The 18,097-nt window shown below is 35.9% G+C and carries 15 protein-coding genes and 1 tRNA gene; 13 read left to right on the top strand and 3 right to left on the bottom strand.

Going from position 1 to position 18,097, the window contains the following annotated elements; genetic code table 11:
- Positions 1–516: 516 nt before the first annotated feature.
- Positions 517–708: a hypothetical protein gene (locus ACFCYN_RS14965; protein ID WP_375950137.1), complete on the bottom strand. Its 192-nt coding sequence runs from the start codon at positions 706–708 to the stop codon at positions 517–519.
- A 736-nt stretch (positions 709–1,444) separates the two neighbouring features.
- On the opposite strand from ACFCYN_RS14965, the gene ACFCYN_RS14960 reads away from it, so the two are divergent.
- From ACFCYN_RS14960 to ACFCYN_RS14940, 5 genes are all read left to right on the top strand, one after another.
- A complete protein-coding gene (locus tag ACFCYN_RS14960; protein ID WP_375950135.1) occupies positions 1,445–2,158 on the top strand; it encodes a hypothetical protein in 714 nt (237 codons plus the stop codon).
- A 20-nt stretch (positions 2,159–2,178) separates the two neighbouring features.
- Positions 2,179–2,850 (top strand): recombinase family protein, encoded by a 672-nt coding sequence (locus ACFCYN_RS14955; protein WP_375950133.1) that lies wholly within the window; start codon positions 2,179–2,181, stop codon positions 2,848–2,850.
- 149 nt (positions 2,851–2,999) lie between these two features.
- Positions 3,000–3,845, top strand: coding sequence for an Abi-alpha family protein (locus tag ACFCYN_RS14950; protein WP_375950131.1), 846 nt, complete (start codon positions 3,000–3,002; stop codon positions 3,843–3,845).
- 671 nt (positions 3,846–4,516) lie between these two features.
- A complete protein-coding gene (locus tag ACFCYN_RS14945; RefSeq protein ID WP_375950130.1) occupies positions 4,517–5,068 on the top strand; it encodes a DUF1643 domain-containing protein in 552 nt (183 codons plus the stop codon).
- Positions 5,069–5,602: 534 nt separating this feature from the next.
- Positions 5,603–6,052 carry a hypothetical protein gene (locus ACFCYN_RS14940; RefSeq protein WP_375950129.1) on the top strand — a complete coding sequence of 150 codons (450 nt, stop codon included), beginning with the start codon at positions 5,603–5,605 and terminating at the stop codon, positions 6,050–6,052.
- Positions 6,053–6,168: 116 nt separating this feature from the next.
- On the opposite strand, the gene ACFCYN_RS14935 is transcribed toward ACFCYN_RS14940, so the two are convergent.
- On the bottom strand, positions 6,169–6,384 hold the full coding sequence (locus ACFCYN_RS14935) for a hypothetical protein (RefSeq protein ID WP_375950127.1): 216 nt from the start codon (positions 6,382–6,384) through the stop codon (positions 6,169–6,171).
- A 273-nt stretch (positions 6,385–6,657) separates the two neighbouring features.
- Here ACFCYN_RS14935 and ACFCYN_RS14930 point away from each other — a divergent pair, with 273 nt between their 5' ends.
- The 4 genes from ACFCYN_RS14930 to ACFCYN_RS14915 all read left to right on the top strand — a co-directional run bounded on the left by ACFCYN_RS14930 (position 6,658) and on the right by ACFCYN_RS14915 (position 13,247).
- Complete coding sequence (locus ACFCYN_RS14930; protein ID WP_375950125.1) at positions 6,658–7,026, top strand: MarR family transcriptional regulator; 369 nt, start codon at positions 6,658–6,660, stop codon at positions 7,024–7,026.
- A 566-nt stretch (positions 7,027–7,592) separates the two neighbouring features.
- Positions 7,593–9,074: a type I restriction-modification system subunit M gene (locus ACFCYN_RS14925; protein ID WP_375950123.1), complete on the top strand. Its 1,482-nt coding sequence runs from the start codon at positions 7,593–7,595 to the stop codon at positions 9,072–9,074.
- Entirely contained in the window at positions 9,064–10,302 is a 1,239-nt protein-coding gene (locus ACFCYN_RS14920; protein ID WP_375950122.1) for a restriction endonuclease subunit S, read from the top strand. The genes ACFCYN_RS14925 and ACFCYN_RS14920 overlap by 11 nt, the downstream gene beginning before the upstream one ends.
- The gene (locus tag ACFCYN_RS14915; RefSeq protein WP_375950120.1) at positions 10,299–13,247 is read left to right on the top strand and encodes a type I restriction endonuclease subunit R; all 2,949 of its coding nucleotides are present in this window, start codon (positions 10,299–10,301) and stop codon (positions 13,245–13,247) included. Before ACFCYN_RS14920 ends, ACFCYN_RS14915 begins: the two co-directional genes overlap by 4 nt.
- 9 nt (positions 13,248–13,256) lie before the next feature.
- Here the strand turns inward: ACFCYN_RS14915 and ACFCYN_RS14910 are convergent, their stop codons facing one another.
- Positions 13,257–13,985 (bottom strand): M48 family metallopeptidase, encoded by a 729-nt coding sequence (locus ACFCYN_RS14910; RefSeq protein WP_375950118.1) that lies wholly within the window; start codon positions 13,983–13,985, stop codon positions 13,257–13,259.
- 424 nt (positions 13,986–14,409) lie between these two features.
- Between ACFCYN_RS14910 and ACFCYN_RS14905 the strand changes: the two genes are divergently transcribed.
- The 4 genes from ACFCYN_RS14905 (at position 14,410) to tig (ending at position 17,981) form a co-directional block, all read left to right on the top strand.
- Positions 14,410–14,483 (top strand) — tRNA-Arg (locus ACFCYN_RS14905).
- A 229-nt stretch (positions 14,484–14,712) separates the two neighbouring features.
- Complete coding sequence (locus tag ACFCYN_RS14900; RefSeq protein WP_375950117.1) at positions 14,713–15,270, top strand: DUF4240 domain-containing protein; 558 nt, start codon at positions 14,713–14,715, stop codon at positions 15,268–15,270.
- Between the two features lie 160 nt (positions 15,271–15,430).
- Complete coding sequence (locus ACFCYN_RS14895) at positions 15,431–16,417, top strand: DUF3196 family protein (protein WP_375950115.1); 987 nt, start codon at positions 15,431–15,433, stop codon at positions 16,415–16,417.
- 283 nt (positions 16,418–16,700) lie between these two features.
- Entirely contained in the window at positions 16,701–17,981 is a 1,281-nt protein-coding gene (gene tig, locus ACFCYN_RS14890; protein WP_172447345.1) for a trigger factor, read from the top strand.
- Positions 17,982–18,097: the final 116 nt, after the last annotated feature.

Genomic DNA, 18,097 nt, shown 5'->3' with positions numbered 1-18,097 from the left:
ATTTCCAAAAAAACTAAAAATGTTACCGTATAACTCTACTTAAACGGTAACGTTTTATCTATTAAGTTACATGAATACATAACGTAATGAATTGTACATGGATCAAATAATTCAGCTGAGTCTAATTATATTTTTAGAATTGAGTTAGCTGCGAGATAAAAACGTTGAAAGGGGCAGAGGTTACTTTAGTATAGCGTTGTCGAAGGAAATCATAGATTCAAGAAGAAAATGGGCTATATAGGAAAACATATTATCTAGATTATATTAAAAAAACAGCTATCCCTCTACCGTAAAGGGATAGCCGAAAGTCGCATAGCACTAGAGAGGATATATGAAACCTATAAAGGTTAATCAACGTGGTTACCTAAGAACACTTACAATTTGATCCGGTATCTTTCTAAATCGCTGTCTTTCTAAGAACTGATCAATAAACATTTTTGTTTTTATCATATAGTCATCACCTCCTTTTTTTATATTACCTTATGAGGTAGTAGAAGGAGTCTTTCGCCTCCTCTACTACTTAAAAAGGTTGTTAATAAATGGTGTTAAAGCTAAGGCGGGACCAACCGCTAAAGCACTTAAAGCGAAGGAGGTTTTTAAGTCTATCATAAGGGTACCACCTGAAAAGTGCATTGCCCCTGATAGATAAAAACCAGATAAGCTAATTAAAATTCCAAACACCACAACAAATTTTGAATTAAGTTTCATATATATTTTCCTCCTCTAGTTTGGAGGAATTGCCAAAAACCCATATATATATACGGCAAAAAATTGCCGTTGGGTAACGGCAATTGCCTCGCTATGCTAAATATAATTATGGGTAATATTGGTAGAATTGTAAATGATTTTTAATAGAATTTGTTTGATTCACGTTACTATGTATCTAAGATATTTCTAATTAGTGGAAAAGAATTCACTGTTAAGCAAAATGGTAAGCCCAAGAGATTGTCAATTTGTAAAAAGTTGTATTACGGAAAAAGGCCGATAGTTGGTTCGCTTTTTGTTTATTTATAACGGATCAATACCTGGGGCTACCGAATCACGAATATAGTGGGCATGGCATATCGCAGCTTGCCTAGTGATATACGAACATGGACGAGAAATCCCGAATCCTTGAATACATGACTTCGAGAATTATTGACCCATAATCCTTTCCTGGGTGACTACTACGGTATAACACTAGCCACTAATCTCTGTAATATCGGTAGGTCCCCTTAGACAAATCTGATTTAAAAAATTTTTTCAAATTCGGAAATCTCGGAAGGCTACAGATCAATTGTTCAACAATCTAGATGTATCAAGCGTTTGGAAGGTATTGTATGACTATTGTAAAGTGAAACGTAAAAAAACAGTAATATCTTAAAAGTGTTTACTGTTAACTAAAACTATCTATTTTAGATCAATTCGTAATACTATTAAACTATGTGAAAAGGAGGAGATTTTTTTGCGTAAGGATGATATTTTTGAAATTTTTATGGATGTTGATGAAACTTTATTATTGATTGGCGAACAATACGTTAAAGCACGTGAAAATAAAGAAATAACAGAGGTTTTGAAGGTAAAAGTAAAATCTACGATGGAGAATTTGAGGAGTTGCTTAGATTACTGTATTCATGATATTGATGAGCTCGTCCTTAACAAACATAGAGAAGTCCTTTATTTTCCATACAAGGGTACTAAAAATGATTTCAAGACTTGTATAAATAAGAATTTTAAAGGTATACGAAATAAAAAACCAAAAATTTACGACATTCTTGAATCAGTGCAGGATTTTAACAACGTAGATAAACCTTGGTTAAGCATATTATGTAGAAGAACGAATAAGGTAAAGCACGATAACCTATTAAAACAAAGCCGAAAAGATAACTTCCAAGTGAATATCCCTGGTTTTGGGACTTTTATAAATAGCTCGGTTACTTTTAAGAACTCTGTAATGGTTAATAATAATGGAGAAGTAATCCCTCTTGAATTTTCTATTGATCATAAAGGAAATATTACAGGTGAACAGTCAATAATTAAAAAACTATCTATTGAAAAAATAGACTGGCTCACGTTCACAATCGCTGGAACAAACAGGGACGTGTTAGAATTTCTTACGCAATGTAAAAACGAAATACAACATATGGTTGAAAATATTTATTTGGAGATTGGGGTGTAAAAAAAACGGAGAAGGAAAATATGGACAATCGTAAATTCGGATACATACGTGTTAGCAACCGGGATCAAAATGAGCCACGTCAGCTGCAGTCTATGAAAGAGGTTGGAATTAGCAACAGAGACATATTTGTTGATAAACAAAGCGGAAAGGATTTCAAGCGTGAACAGTATCAATCGCTCAAGCACCATTTACGAGCAGGAGACGTTCTGTATATTCACTCGTTAGATTGTTTTGGCCGTAACAAGGAAGAAATCTTAAAAGAATGGATGGACATTACGAAGAACATTAAATCCGATATCGTTGTTTTGGATATGCCATTACTGGATACTACGAATTACCAGGACAGTCTTGGAACGTTTATCTCTGATTTAGTGTTACAGATATTATTGTGGTTAGCGGAAGAGGAAAGAGAGCGTATCAAGAAGCGTCAACGAGAAGGAATAGATGTTGCCTTGAAAAATGGAGTACAGTTTGGTAGGCCGAAAGCGGAAATAACGGATGCGTTTATAGAGGTATATAAAGAATGGAAAGCAGAGCGGATCACGGCGACAGAAGCAATGAGAAGAGCAGATATGAAGCGGACAACGTTCTATAAGTTAATAAGAGAATATGAGACGATACAGGCGAAACTGATGATGGTTCGCTTTTTGTTTGCCCAACTATACCGGTGGCTGCCCTTTCGTAAGAGATAGGGAATATGCTACATGATCAATCGACTTATAATAAACCAAAATGACGTGAAATCTCTAAGCCTTAATAAATATTGTAAATTAAAAGAGGATTTACAGAAAATTATGAAGAAGTGTATGAAATACAAAGTTTTTTTGGGGAGGTATTGTAAGTGGATCTAAAAGGTATAAAAGAAGCATTGCAATCACTAGGAGGTTTACCTGCCGAAATTTATAACGACTTGTTTAAAAAGGCAACAACAAAAGCTGGCATAACTCTAGAAACCGTTGTTGATTTAAGTAATACAATTTTATTACCAATCAAACTACTAAATCTTAAGGCGCAATCAATAGAGTCTATTTTTGTTGAGAGTATTAGGAGATATGACGAAAAGCTTAAAAACGTAGACGATAAAGATTTAGTTCAAGTAACGCCAGAATTAGGGTTGCCTATTCTTGATAAGCTTACATATACAAAAAGCGAGGAATTAAGTGAATTGTATATCAATTTGCTTACCAGTGCTTCAAAACAACAAACCCAAGGCTTTGCCCATCCTAGTTTTATAAACATAATAAATAATTTATCTGTGGATGAAGCAAGAATATTAGAATATATATCAAAGTATGTTATTCAAAGTGGAGATAATAGAATTGCATGTATATGGCATGAAATAGAAGATAATAAAACAAAAGGTACTAAGCAAATTACAACTCCTATGGTTGGAATAGAGAAAGAACTAGACTTACTGTTTACGGAAAGTATGACATTTTGTATTCAAAATCTTGAAATACAGGGACTATTGCTTTTTAATTCAGAAAAAAGATTGATGGATGATGTCCCCTATAAAATTTTGGAAGCAAAATACAGGAATGAATTAGAAATGATTTTACACGACGTAAGGCAAACAGAAGGGAATGAGAATAAGTTAATATGTCACCAGGGATATTACCAGTTAACTGAATACGGGAAAAAATTTATAGCAATTGCTGTTAATGAGGAAATGCAAAAATACATCTAGCAAAATTTACGAAAAATGTTCAAATAAATTTCATGGATACGATATGCAACAGGCGGGCCTATAGACGGTTCGCTTTTCGTTTGTTTAAAAGAGTTCATCGCAGGGGGCTACCCTATCACAAACGAAGCCCCATTACCATGTCGAACTATGCCTGGTGATAGACGAACATTGACGGAGTATCTCGAAATCTTAACCTACGCCCCCCTAATTGCTAAGAAGATGATTATCTGAAAAGGTAAATCCATTTTCAAAAAATTTTTCTGATTCGGAATTCTCGACCCTCTTAATCTACAATGGATTTGTGCTTCGTATATAGAAATACTTGAACATCATAGAACAAAAGAAGGAGGTAAGACCGATGGATCAGAACGAACGAGCATATTGGACAAAGGGAAGTTGTTGATAGATTGCATATTGGTCACACACGCTAAGAAAATATTGTTGTGCCTAGAGGCGCATTGTTACCATTTCACGAAAGAACAAATAGGTAGTAAAGCCTTTCTTTAGATCGACATAGAGGTTCTAGCGAGAAAGAGAGATTTATTAAATGAGACAGGAACAACGCTTGAGGATGCTGTTACTGTGGCTCAGAAAGAACGTGAGAACGAGCTGTTTCATATCAAAGTGTTCCACTATAATAGTTCAATAACATATTTCGGGGGATAAGCATAATGGGGATTGAAATTGTCGAATTTGATAGAATGCATGGACATACTGTGTTTGATGGTAATAGTGAATGTAGGTATTCAATGTTACGGGTCTGGAATCCAAAGAAATCAAAGGCAACAATAATCATGTACAATCCTCGTACACTCAATCCAAATCCATTCATACTTGGTCAGTCATTAAATCGTTGCGCAAGAGGGGTAGTTGAGGACGGAGACTATGGTGCAATGGAAGTCGTAAACCTGTTTTCCAAAACAAGTAACAAAGCAAAAGAATTAGATGAGAAATACAGGGTATTTGATGAAGTTAACTTTAAATATATCAAGGAAGCCGTTGAAAGCTCATCCCTAGTGGTACTTGCGTGGGGGAAGGATGGAGGCTCTCCTGTTAGTCGAAGCAAAAAATTCATAAAACTCTTGTCAAATTTCGACGGGAAATTAAAATGTTTTAGGATTTGTGATAATAAACAGCCGAAATACCCGAGTGGATTGTCAGCCGACGAAAAATTAAAGGATTGCTATATTGATTTTAGAGGCAGTCTTCATTTCTTAGACTAAGAAAATGGTTACTTACTGTTTCTCACTAATGTTAGTTTAAAGATATCTTTCACATGCGTAGCCATTTGGTTATGTCTTTACTGCGTTTTTCTTTTTCGAAAGATTCCGGACGTCCTTACCTTTGACCATATTTATTTAGCATATGGAAACCATCGGAACCCCTGGAAAAAGGTCTTGATCCTCTAGGAGGGAAGGACGTCAGCTGTTTTCAACGGTAATCGATGTAGGGAAGTCAACACAAATTTTAAATATTTTCGTTATATTGGACGATTTGGACCTGACATTTATATATAGGGGATAGAATCGCTCTAAACTATTTTTTCGATTGCTTTAAAAAGGGCCTTTTGACCTGATTTTATATATACGGTAATACACTCTCTCCTATCTGAATGTCTTTGGGATAAGCATATTATGACGGACTATAAATGTTAATAAAAATTAATGGACGTTTATAAAATTGTTTTACATGTTTATAGACGAAAGTCTAAAGGGAAGAAACATCCCTCTATCGATTAAATCATAGGGGGTGAAAGAATGGATAAAACAAAAACGAGGCTTGATAACGTATTAGGTTCTATAGATGATCTTGCCAAACTAGGTGCTATCTTAGAAGAGGATCTTACAGCTGAAAAATACGGAAAAATGTCTCCGATGGAACGTTTGGTATTGCACACTTTTTGGTCGGTGACTTCAGCAGGTGAAACCAAATTCACTCGTAAAAAAATTGAATTTTTTGATAAACCTCTACACGTTTTTGGCTACCGAGTTTTCGATAAACATACAGGGAGGTTGATTGGCGAATATAATAGTGTAGAACAGATTAGCAAAAGCCTTAATATGGATACACGATTGGTTAACTATCTTTTGTACTACTCAAACCGTTCATTAGTTAAATCAAAATACCAGGCTTACTATGACTACATGATTAGCGAGGTTCGATACGAATTGAAGGGAAATGACTACATTGAGAGTGTTGGAGATTAGGATGGAATAATGAATGTATTTAGCCGGGGGCTAGCTAACACGAACATAGCCCCCCATACCATATTGAAATATGCCAAGCGTAGTGCACATATGGACGCCCAACCTTGAAACTCATATCATGGCTCCTTTTTTTGTTGTTTCAGTAATAGTCGATAAACAAATAAAAGTAGGATAATAATCGTAAAAACACCAAGTTGTAACCAATAATTGGTAAATGTAAATCTGATAAACACTCCAATTTTGGCAAAAGTATTTGGGAATATTGCAACTAAAAAAGTTAAAGTGAGTCCAAGCCAACCAAAATGCCGCTCCGACCAGTTCGGGATTTTCATTTACAACCACCTCAAGTTATGATTAATAACCTAGAGAACGTAGGTTATTTTTGCTTGTACTCATTGTATTTCAACTCTATATATATTACGAGGCATACAATAAGAACAAAAATGGGCGTTGAAGACTGATTTAAAGGCGTTTCTTCAATTTTTCATTTTTGTAAAAGTTGTAAAATAAGCATATTAAAGTTGTTTAATATTCAACAAAATATTAAAATGTTGTAAATAAGACAATATAAATTGTATATATGACAACTGATTGGTGGGGTGAAATTGGCGAGAAGAAGTGAAAAGGTGGTTTATTGGGGAGCTTTTATTCTGGAATGGTTTCAACACTTACAGGATCCGGATTTCCGTGGTTCAGATTATAAAATCCTGTTCTTTCTATGTGGACAATTAAAGTACGATGATAACATTGCTTATATAAAACAGAAGCAAATTGCTGAAAGTTTAAGCATTGACAAAGGAGGTGTCTCAAAATCGATTAAAAGATTATGTGAAAAACAATTTATTGTTAAATGTCAAAACGGATTTATGATTAATCCACACCTTTTTTATGTTGGAAACTCGGATATCCGATTTAAAAATAGAGGCGAATTTGATCGTTTACTACTGCAAAATGGTTTGGAACCCCGCTTCTAATTAAATGAGGATGATCGTATACTCGAGATAAACGAAGGGGCTACCTTATAATAAAACGAAGGGGTTAATCATTGTACACTTGCCTGTTGTAATACACATATGGACTTTAAACTTTTCGATAATTTGGCTGGTTCATGAAGAACTAGCTTATTTTCTCGGGGTTTGGCGATATGAAGTGTAACTGGAGATTGGGTTAATAAAAGATAATCGTCTAATGGCGGTCTTTTTTTATGGTATAAAGCCAAAACATTCGATTATGTAGTCAAATTGTCTAGTAATCGGCAGAGAAAATGATGTATGGAACATTAGATTGATGGAATTAACATATTAAAAAAGATGAAGGTGTGTAGTTCCATCATATGCCTGTAGATGAACGATCATTTAACAGATTTCTTGAAACCTATGTACGTTCCATCGACAGTTTTAGTTGGTTGATGTAATAGCTCGTGGTATTCCGGAAACAGAAATTTTAGCCGTACTAATATCTTTAAGCAATTGTTCCCGCCATATTGTAAATATTTGTAGTAAAATAAAAGGATGAAGTTACTTACTGTGGAGGTTTCACAATGCCAAAATTGACACTACAAGAATTAGAATCCCATCTATGGGAATCAGCAAATATATTACGTGGAAGTATCGACTCATCCGATTATAAAAACTACATCTTCGGTATGTTGTTTCTGAAACGGTTGAATGACGTTTTCGTAGAAACAGCCAAACGTATCGAGGAGGAAGAAGGGGAAGATTACGGTTGGTACGACCATGATGAACATCAATTCTTCGTTCCAGAACGTGCAAGATGGTCACAATTGCAATCAGTTTCGCAAGACATCGGAGCGGCTATAAACCATGCTTTTGAATTGTTGGAAGAGGAAAATGCGACATTACAGGGCGTTCTAGCCACGATTGATTTTAACGACAAGGAGCGTTTACCGGACAGCACAATCTCTAAATTGATACAACACTTTGCCGCAATTGACTTATCCAACCAAAACTTGTCCGAGCCAGACATGTTAGGACGTGCTTATGAATATTTAATTAAACAGTTTGCGGATGATGCTGGGAAAAAGGGTGGAGAGTTCTATACACCGTCTAAAGTCGTTGAATTGATCGTCAAGCTGATTAAGCCAGAAGAAGGTATGCGAATCTGCGATCCGACAGTTGGCTCTGGCGGTATGCTTATCCAGTCCGTGGATTACATCAAGTCCAAGAATGGAAACCCACGTAATCTAACCTTGCATGGTCAAGAAAAGAACTTGAACACGTGGGCAATTTGCAAGTTGAATCTGTTGTTACATGGACTTAGCGACCATCGAATTGAAAAGGGCGATACGATTCGTGAACCAAAGTTGGTCGAACAGGGCGAATTGATGTTGTACGACCGTGTGATTGCGAATCCTCCGTTCAGCTTAAAGAATTGGGGACGTGAGGACGTTGAGGAAGACGGATATGGACGTTTCCGCTTCGGATTACCGCCTAAAGATAAAGGCGACTTGGCGTTTGTACAGCACATGATTTCTACGTTAAACCATGACGGAAAAGCTGGTGTTGTAATGCCTCATGGTGTTCTTTTCCGTGGTGGAGCCGAAAGAACTATTCGTCAAGGAATCTTGGATGAGGATTTACTTGAAGCAGTTATTGGATTACCATCGAATCTTTTTTACGGCACGGGTATTCCGGCATGTATTTTGATTTTTAATCGTAAAAAGGAAGCAAATAAAAAAGGCAAAGTACTTTTCCTCAATGGGACTGCAGATTTTCAAGAAGGTAAGAACCAAAATTTTTTACGTGACGAGGACATAAAGAAAATCGTTGAAGCTTTTGGCAAATGGGAAGATGTTGAAAAATATTGCCATGTTGTTGACGTGGAAGAGATCCATCAAAACGACTATAACCTGAATATCGGTCGTTATGTAGATTCAACAGAAGAAGAGATACAGATAGACGTTGAAGAGGCAATTTCTGAGTTACGTAATATAGAAGAAGAACGAAAAGAAATTGAATTTGTGATGAACGGGTATTTACAGGAGTTGGGATATGGTGAATAAATCATCAAAAGTAGATTTCAAAAATGTAAGTGTTCCAATCAATTGGTCAGTTAAGGATTTCGGAGAAATTTGTTCGATACGTAATAAAAAATTTAATCCTATTAATTCCGCCGACCAAAAATATATAGCTCTTGAACATCTTGAACAAGGAACTGGACGTATTTTAGGTTCAGGACAATCATCAGAAACAACAAGCATAAAGTCAGAATTTAAGAAGGATGACATTTTGTTTGGCAAACTTCGCCCATACTTAAAAAAATACTGGTTGGCTACCTTTGATGGAGTATGCAGTACGGAAATACTTTCAATCGTCCCTAACGATGACATAGATAATCGTTTCTGTTTTTACTTAGTGCAGCAAGAAGGCTTTATTGAACATTCAATCCGTCATTCATTTGGAACGAAGATGCCTCGAACATCATGGAAAGAAATATCTGATTTTCAGTGTTTTCTCCCTCCACTTGAAGAACAACGTAAAATAGGAGCCATATTAACGTCAATTGACGATGCTATCGAAAAAACGGAAGAAATCATAAAGCAAACGGAAGTTGTCAAACAAGGATTAATGCAACGATTGTTGACAAAGGGAATTGGTCATACAAAGTATAAGCAGACCGATATTGGAGAGATTCCTATAGAGTGGGAACTCAGTAGTTTAGGGGATATAAGTGAAATAATAATGGGGCAATCCCCGAAAGGGGATACCTACAATGATGAAGCTGTTGGTAGCCCGTTGTTAAATGGACCAACTGAATTTGGAGAGGTTCATCCTACACCAATTCAGTGGACAACAAGACCTACAAAGTTTTGTGAGAAAAACGATATATTAGTTTGTGTTCGTGGAAGTTCGACTGGAAGAATGAATATAAGTGATAGAAGTTACTGCATTGGTCGAGGCCTGGCAGCAATAAGGGCTAAAAATAATGTTTCAGTTCAGGAGTTTCTTGGGATTCATGTTGAAAGGCTTTCTAGTGAAATATTAGCTCAAGCCACAGGCTCAACATTCCCAAACATAGATAAATCTAGATTATCTAATTTAGCGATACCTTTACCTCCACTCGTTGAACAAAAAAAGATTTCTAACATAATTGGTTCCGTTACTTCAAAAGTTCAAAGTGAATCTAGGAAGGTTGACTCATTAAGACAATTAAAATCTTCCTTAATGCAAGTACTTCTAACAGGAAGAGTCCGTGTCAACGTCGATGAACCGTCCGAGGTTTCTGTATGACAACAATCATACCTTCCGATTGGAACGAAAAAGAACTCGTTGAAAATCGTATCATCGACCAACTAAAGCGACATGGTTTTACGTACATTCAAGGTTCCCAACTTGAAGGCGAACGACAGACCTTACGTGAAGTTGTTTTGGAAAAACGCTTGGAAAACGCAATCAAGCGTATCAATCCGTGGATAAACGATAGTAACCTGCATAAAGTGGTTAGATACGTTTCACACATTGAAGCGTCCAGTTTGATGGAAGCCAATGAGCGTTTGTACGATGATATTGTTCATTACATTTCTATCGAACAGGATTTAGGTAAGGGTAAGAAAAATCAAACTGTACGCCTAATAGACTTTGAGAACATCGAAAACAATGAGTTTTTAGTCGTCAATCAGTTCAAGGTTGGCGGTATCACTGAAAACATCATTCCAGACATCTTAGTGTTCGTTAACGGTCTACCGTTAGTTGTTATCGAATGTAAGAGTCCGTTCATTACTGGTCCGATTGCCCAAGCTGTTAAACAAATGAGGCGTTATCAGAACGATGCAGAACGGTTGTTTTACTATAACCAGATTCTGATTGCGACTTGTGGACAACAAGCCAAATACGGGACCGTTGGAGCAAAACTGCGGCATTACGGAGAATGGAAAGACCCTTATCCGTTAAATCTTGAGGACATCGGAAACGAAGTAAATCCACAAGACGTGCTTGTTGCTGGAATATTAACCAAACATAATCTACTAGACTTGATACAAAACTTTATCGTATTTGAACCAGAAGGCGGACGGATAATTAAAAAGTTGGCCCGTTATCAGCAATTCCGAGCGGTCAATAAGGCAATTAATCGAATTAAGACGGCAGAGACGATACATGATCGTGGTGGAGTGGTTTGGCATACGCAAGGTTCGGGGAAATCCCTTACGATGTTGTATCTAGCAGTAAAGCTTCGTAGACAAACCGAATTGGAGAATCCAACGATCCTAGTCGTCACTGACCGTAAAGATTTGGATTCACAAATTACAAATACCTTTAAACGTTGTGGGTTCCCAAATCCGACCCAAGCTTCAAGTGTAGCCGCTCTTAAGAAGTTGTTACAACGAGGGCCTGGATTGACGATAATGACGACAATTCAGAAGTTCCAAGACGACAACTCAGAGGAATACAAGAATATTACAACAGCGTCAAATATCTTCGTTCTTGTTGATGAAAGCCATCGTACCCAATACAAGGGATTAGCTACAAACATGCATACTGCCATGCCAAACGCTTGTTATCTAGGATTTACGGGGACGCCAATCGACAAGAAAGATAAAAGTACTGTTAAGACATTTGGTTCATACATCGACACTTATACTATTCAACAAGCAGTTGATGACGGAGCAACCGTTCCAATTTTGTATCAAAGTAGAATGCCTGATTTACAAGTTGAAGGACGTTCGTTAGATGTATTGTTCGACCGAATTTTTAGTAACTACTCTGAGGACGACAGAGAACGAATCAAAAAGAAATATGCTACAGCAGAAGCGATTACTGGAGCACCAAAACGTATTGAAGCCATTTGTCTGGATTTAATTGACCATTATGAAAAACATATTGCACCGAACGGTTTTAAGGCTCAAATCGTTGCGGTCAATCGTGAAACAGCGATTTTATACAAAGAAATGCTAGATAAATTGAACGCTCCAGAGTCTGTCGTTATAATCTCTGGGAACCACAATGACAAAGAAGAGTTAAAAAAGTATCATCTAAGACCTCAACAGCAAAAGTTATACATTGAGCGGTACAAGAAGCCTCTATCGGAGGATAAATTAGCTTTTATCATTGTCTGTGACATGTTATTAACGGGATTTGACGCCCCTATCGAACAAGTTATGTACTTAGACAAATCACTACGGGAACACAACTTGCTTCAATCGATTGCTCGTGTAAATCGTACTTATGACAAAAAGACTTATGGAATGATTATTGACTATTATGGCGTTTCTGGATTTTTGAAGGAAGCACTTGCTGTCTTTAAGGAGAAAGATATTAAAGGCGTAATGAAACCAGTCGAGAATGAGTTACCACGACTACAAACCCGTCATCGTGCCGCCCTTCGTTTCTTTGATAAAGTTAATCAAGACAACTTAGAAACATGTATAAAAGTCTTGGAACCGGAGGATGTACGAACAGAGTTTGATTTGGCGTTCAAACGGTTTTCTGAAAGTATGGATTTAATTATGCCAAGTCCATTAGCGAATCCATATCGTGATGACCTAAAGTTTCTAGGAAAAGTACGTTTAGCAGCTAAGCAACGTTTCCGTGATGATGAGTTAGATATTTCTGATTGCGGCGAAAAAGTAAAACAACTTATTGAAGAACATGTACGTGCAACTGAGATTAAATTACTTCATAAGCCGATTGATATCCTATCTAGCAAGTTCAAACAAAACGTTGATAAAATGCAATCTGATGAAGCGAAAGCATCTGAAATGGAACATGCGATTCGTCACGAAATTAGTGTTAAAATCGATGGAAACCCCGTTTATTTCACGTCTCTTAAAGAAAAGTTGGAAAAACTGATTACTGAATGGAAAGAACATCGAATGGAAACAGTTCAACTTGTTCTAAAGTTGGAAGAAATGGTTAAAAACGACATAGAGGGATATTATTCAGACTCTAGTAATTCAAACGGCATTATTCGGGAACAACGTCCATTTTATGATCTATTCAAGACAGAATTAAAGGAAGATAGCGACGAAGATGAGTGGGTAAAAGATTTAACCCAAATAGTTTTTGAAGAAGTCTCTGTTTTACAAAGCGTTCGAGATTGGACTACGAAAGAGGATACTCAACGAGAAATGCGTAAGAGGATTAAACGTCAATTACGTGCAGTGAAATGTCCTAAAGACAGTCTAGACGCTATAACACAAAAAGTAATGGACCTAGCGAAAGCCCACTTTAAATCATAATGGGGACAATCACAGGTCCAAAGTCGGTCCATTTACTCTTAACCATTCCTTACGTTCTTCGTAGTCGGGAAGAATCGATTCTACTTTTCTCCAGAAGGCGTTTGAGTGATCTGGATATTCTATATGTGCAAGTTCATGTACAACCACATAATCTACAATTCTCATAGGAGCCATCAGTATCTTCCAATTGATATTGATGGTTTTATTTTTTGTGCAACTTCCCCAACGTGATTGTTGTTCTTTCACCACTATTTTAGATGAATAACATCCCATACGTGAAGAATACAATTTTATACGTTTTTGTATCTTTGTTAGTCCGTGAGTGATGTACCATTTTCGGAAAAGGTCGAATAGGTGTTCTTGGCGTGTAGAATCGTCAAATGAAGTTGGAACAACAGCAAAGAAACGACCATTCCGAAACATTAATGAAGCCTCTGAAACGGATTCATCTTTGGCTACTTTAAGTCTGTATTGCCTCCCCAAATAAGCAAATTTTTCCCCGCTAATAAACTCATGGTGTGAGGATAACATTTTGATCTCACGAAAATCCGCTAACTTATTTAGAATCCAACGTGCCTTTTTATGTAATGCAGAGTCTATGTGTATTTGATCAGTTTCTTGAGGGACAACAACACTAACCCCGTCACCCCAGTCTACTGCGATAGTGATGTCCTTTCTATTTGGACTGTATCTGATGTCGTAATCAATGGTTGTGTTTCCGTATTGGAACGATGGCATTCTTTTCAGCCTTTCTTGCTATAGTGTTATCATATTATATCAAAAAGAAATTATCGTGTGTTGTTGAGGCAGGTGATTTTGGCGATGCTAACGTTCGAGGATGTGAGCTGTTAAGGGATTGAACTTGGTGTGTAGTCGTTTGCTTTAAAGGGAGTTACGGAAAGTCGGTAATCCGAGAAGAAAAAGATTTGGCGTTTATTGAAGCAATTAATGTCGGGTAAAATAACGAAATTTAACGAAGGCAGGATTATTACGTCTTCCGAGATTTGTTGAGTGGGCATAAATTCGTCTACTCTTTTTTTAGATATAAAATCGGTATACAACTGTTTCTTTCTATTATATACCGTGTTATAATGAAAACGGTCGAAAGTTCGGCAAATGACCGTATCAGTGTCCGTTTCAAAATGCGTTCATATAGCGGTTTGTCCTGGTAGCTCAGCAGGATAGAGCAACGGCCTTCTAAGCCGTCGGTCGGGGGTTCGAATCCCTCCCAGGACGTCCAAAAGACACTTGTTTTACGTAACGTAAAATAAGTGTCTTTTTTTGTATTTTAACCAATTTCTAAATTATTGAAGAATGACGAATTATTTTAAAAAAAGTGTAACAATAATACTACATAAAACAAAAAGTATTAGAGATCCACAACAGAAGTGTAATGATTTGTAAATAGACTCTAATAGTATTTAGATATGATATTCTAAAATAAATAAAGTGTGGAGTGATATAAATGAACGAAAAAGAGTTTTGGGGTTTAATTTCAAAAATGCATATTGTTGAAGAACCTTATGAGTGGGTAATAAGTCATTTAGCAAAACAGTCAGATGAGGAAATAGCTGGTTTTGAAATTCAGTTTGAAACCGCGTTTTCTAATGCGTATAATTCAAAGTTACTAGGAGCTGCATGGATTATTATGGGAGGTTGTTCTGAAGATTCATTTGCTCAATTTAGAGCTTGGTTAATTGGTCAGGGTGAACAAGTATATAAGAAAACATTAAATGAACCTGATTATTTAGCTGAATATATCTTCCCAATTTATGAAGAAGAGGGACTTACTCCAGAATTAGAGGAGATGCTAGATTTGGCATTACAAGCATTTACGATAAAGCGTAAAGGTGATGAGGATTGGGATGATCAATTGTGGAATGAGTTTAATTCACTAATAGAAAGCAATGGTTATCATTACCCAGAACAACAATTAACAATGGATTGGAAGTCGAATGACGAATTAAAAAGTAAGTTTCCAAATTTGTGGAAACGATTTGGTCAAAAGCCATTAGGACATTAATATGTGGGTAAAATAGATTCAGTCAGAAAATGGATTGATTAAAGAATTTAAATATACTGTTAATATAAGTATCTTTCATATTTTAAATAAAATTAATTCATGATACACTTTTTCATAACTAGATTGTGCAGAGAATAACAAATGTTAGGGGGAGAGTAGCATGGAAGACAATATTGTCTTTTTTCCTAAACTTAAGGATCGGATAATAAATCTAGGCAAGAAAGCGTTAGAAGAAAAAGATTTTATTAAAGCGCTAAAGTTATGTGATCAACTAAAGGAAATGAATGATCATAATTCACAAACAGAACTAGCTGCAGTTGCATGTTTATTAGAAGGTAATCGGGCTAAGGAAGCTAGAGAAAGATGCGAGGAATTAGTTTTCGGTCCATTTGAAAGTGATGAAGCGATTGAAATATACATAAGTATTTTGTTTCAAATAAAAGAATACGAAGAATTACAAAAAAGTATAAAAAGACTGCTTACTCAAAATCGTATTGATGAAAATCAAATGGATAAATTTCAAGCGATGCTAACATTGTCTAAAAAAGTAATTTCAGATCGTGAAGGCGGAAAGATCCAAACGCTTGATTTACATAATTTAGTCGAAAATTCAGAGCCGATTAATAAACAACTGGAACTAATTAATGAATTACGAGCAACGGATTGTACGCTTGTTTTAAATCAAATTGGTGATATTTTAAAAAGCTCTAAAGCTAACCCTTTAATTCAAAGTTTTATTTTATTTATATTACAAGAACAATCCATTGAAAAAGACTTTGAAATCAACAAAGTAAATCAGCGAATGACTTGGAATGTAACAATTTCAGTAGATGAACACAACTCTTTTGTAGATGCAATTTTAAAAAAATTAAGTGATATATTAGAAAGCGAAAACCCTTCAGCATTTGAATTTGCAAAACAACACTTTCGACATTTTATGACGATCTACTTTCCTTTCGTACCAATGCCAGCAGAAGTAAACACATGGGCAGCGTGTTTTTATTGCATTGTTCAACAATTTTTTGATTACGATGTAGAAGACGAAGAAATCAAAGACTTGTTTAATGTAGAATACTTTCCGGTACAAAGTGCAATTGCTTTAGTAAAGCGATTCGAAGACGAAGGATATTTTAACATAACGAATTAGTTAAAGCTTAAATAGGTCTTTGACTATGAGTTGTAGTATTTTCGATGATACAGTAACCATTGATCTTAAGACTGAGATTAAAAAATCCTAATATTTTTGCTTTAGATTTGAAATATCAAAATAGGAAATATTGAAACAAAAAAGTAATGTGTTATAATAGAATGGTTGTAGCGACTATTTACTTAATTATACCTGCATGATCTTGGGAAATCGGACAGGCATGTATAGTACGAAAATACGTAAACACATATATATTTTTAGATAATTTTGGAGGGAACTAACAATGACTGCTAAATGGGAAAAATTAGAAGCTAACGTTGGTCTATTAACTGTAGAAGTTGAAGCTTCTGAAGTAGATAAAGGTTTAGATGCAGCTTTCAAAAAAGTTGTAAAAACAATGAACGTACCTGGATTCCGTAAAGGGAAATTACCACGTCCAATGTTCGAACAAAAATTTGGTGTTGAAGCACTTTACAATGATGCTTTAGATGTAATCTTACCAGAAGCTTACAGCAAAGCTATTGAAGAAGTTGGTATTGAGCCAGTTGACCGTCCAGAAGTTGACGTTGAGCAAATGGAAAAAGGTAAAACTTTAATCTTCAAAGCAAAAGTTACTGTAAAACCTGAAGTAAAATTAGGCGAATACAAAGGCTTAGAAGTTGAAGAAATGGATGCAACTGTATCTGAAGAAGACGTTCAAGCTGAATTAACTGCATTACAAGAGAAACAAGCTGAGCTAGTAGTTAAAGAAGATGGTACTGTTGAAAACGGCAATACAGCTGTAATTGATTTCGAAGGTTTCGTTGATGGCGTAGCTTTCGAAGGTGGTAAAGGTGAAAACTATCCACTAGAAATCGGTTCTGGTTCTTTCATTCCTGGATTTGAAGAAGCTTTAATCGGCGCAAAATCAGGTGTAGAAACTGATGTTAATGTAACATTCCCAGAAGAATACCACAGTGCTGAGTTAGCAGGAAAATCTGCTACTTTCAAAGTAACTGTTCATGAAATTAAAGCGAAAGAACTTCCTGAGTTAAATGATGAGTTTGCTAAAGACGTAAACGATGAAGTTGAAACTTTAGAAGCTCTTAAAGCTAAAATCAAAGCTGACTTAGAAGAGTCTAAAAAAGCTCAAGCTGAAGGTAGCTTACGTGATGCTTTAGTTCAAAAAGCGGCTGAAAATGCTGAAGTTGAAATCCCAGAAGTAATGTTCGAAAGCCAAGTTGACCGTATGGTTAAAGATTTTGAACAACGCATTTCTGGACAAGGATTAAACTTAGAGCTTTACTACCAATTCACTGGTACTAAAGAAGAAGATCTTCGCACTCAAATGCGTCAAGATGCTGAAGCTCGTGTAAGAATCGACTTAACAATCGATGCAATCATCGAAGCTGAAAAAATTGATGCAACTGAAGAAGAAATGAACGAAGAATTAGCTCGTTTATCTGCAATGTACAACATTCCTTCTGAGCAATTAGTAACTATGCTTGGTGGAACTGACGCAGTACGTGATGATATCCAAATCCGTAAAGCTGTTGAGTTATTAGTAGATAGCAGAAAAAAATAAGCGTTATATAAATATATAATGATTCAAACAAGGCGCGAAATTTTTCGTGCCTTGTTTTTAAATAAAATGAAATATTTGGTAATATGAACTGTTTCCTTTAAAATACACATATACAT

Source organism: Gottfriedia sp. NPDC056225 (assembly GCF_042267765.1).
GTDB lineage: Bacteria > Bacillota > Bacilli > Bacillales > Bacillaceae_G > Gottfriedia.
The sequence above is the reverse complement of the archived record's forward strand: the minus strand, read 5'-3'. Positions and strand labels throughout refer to the sequence as shown.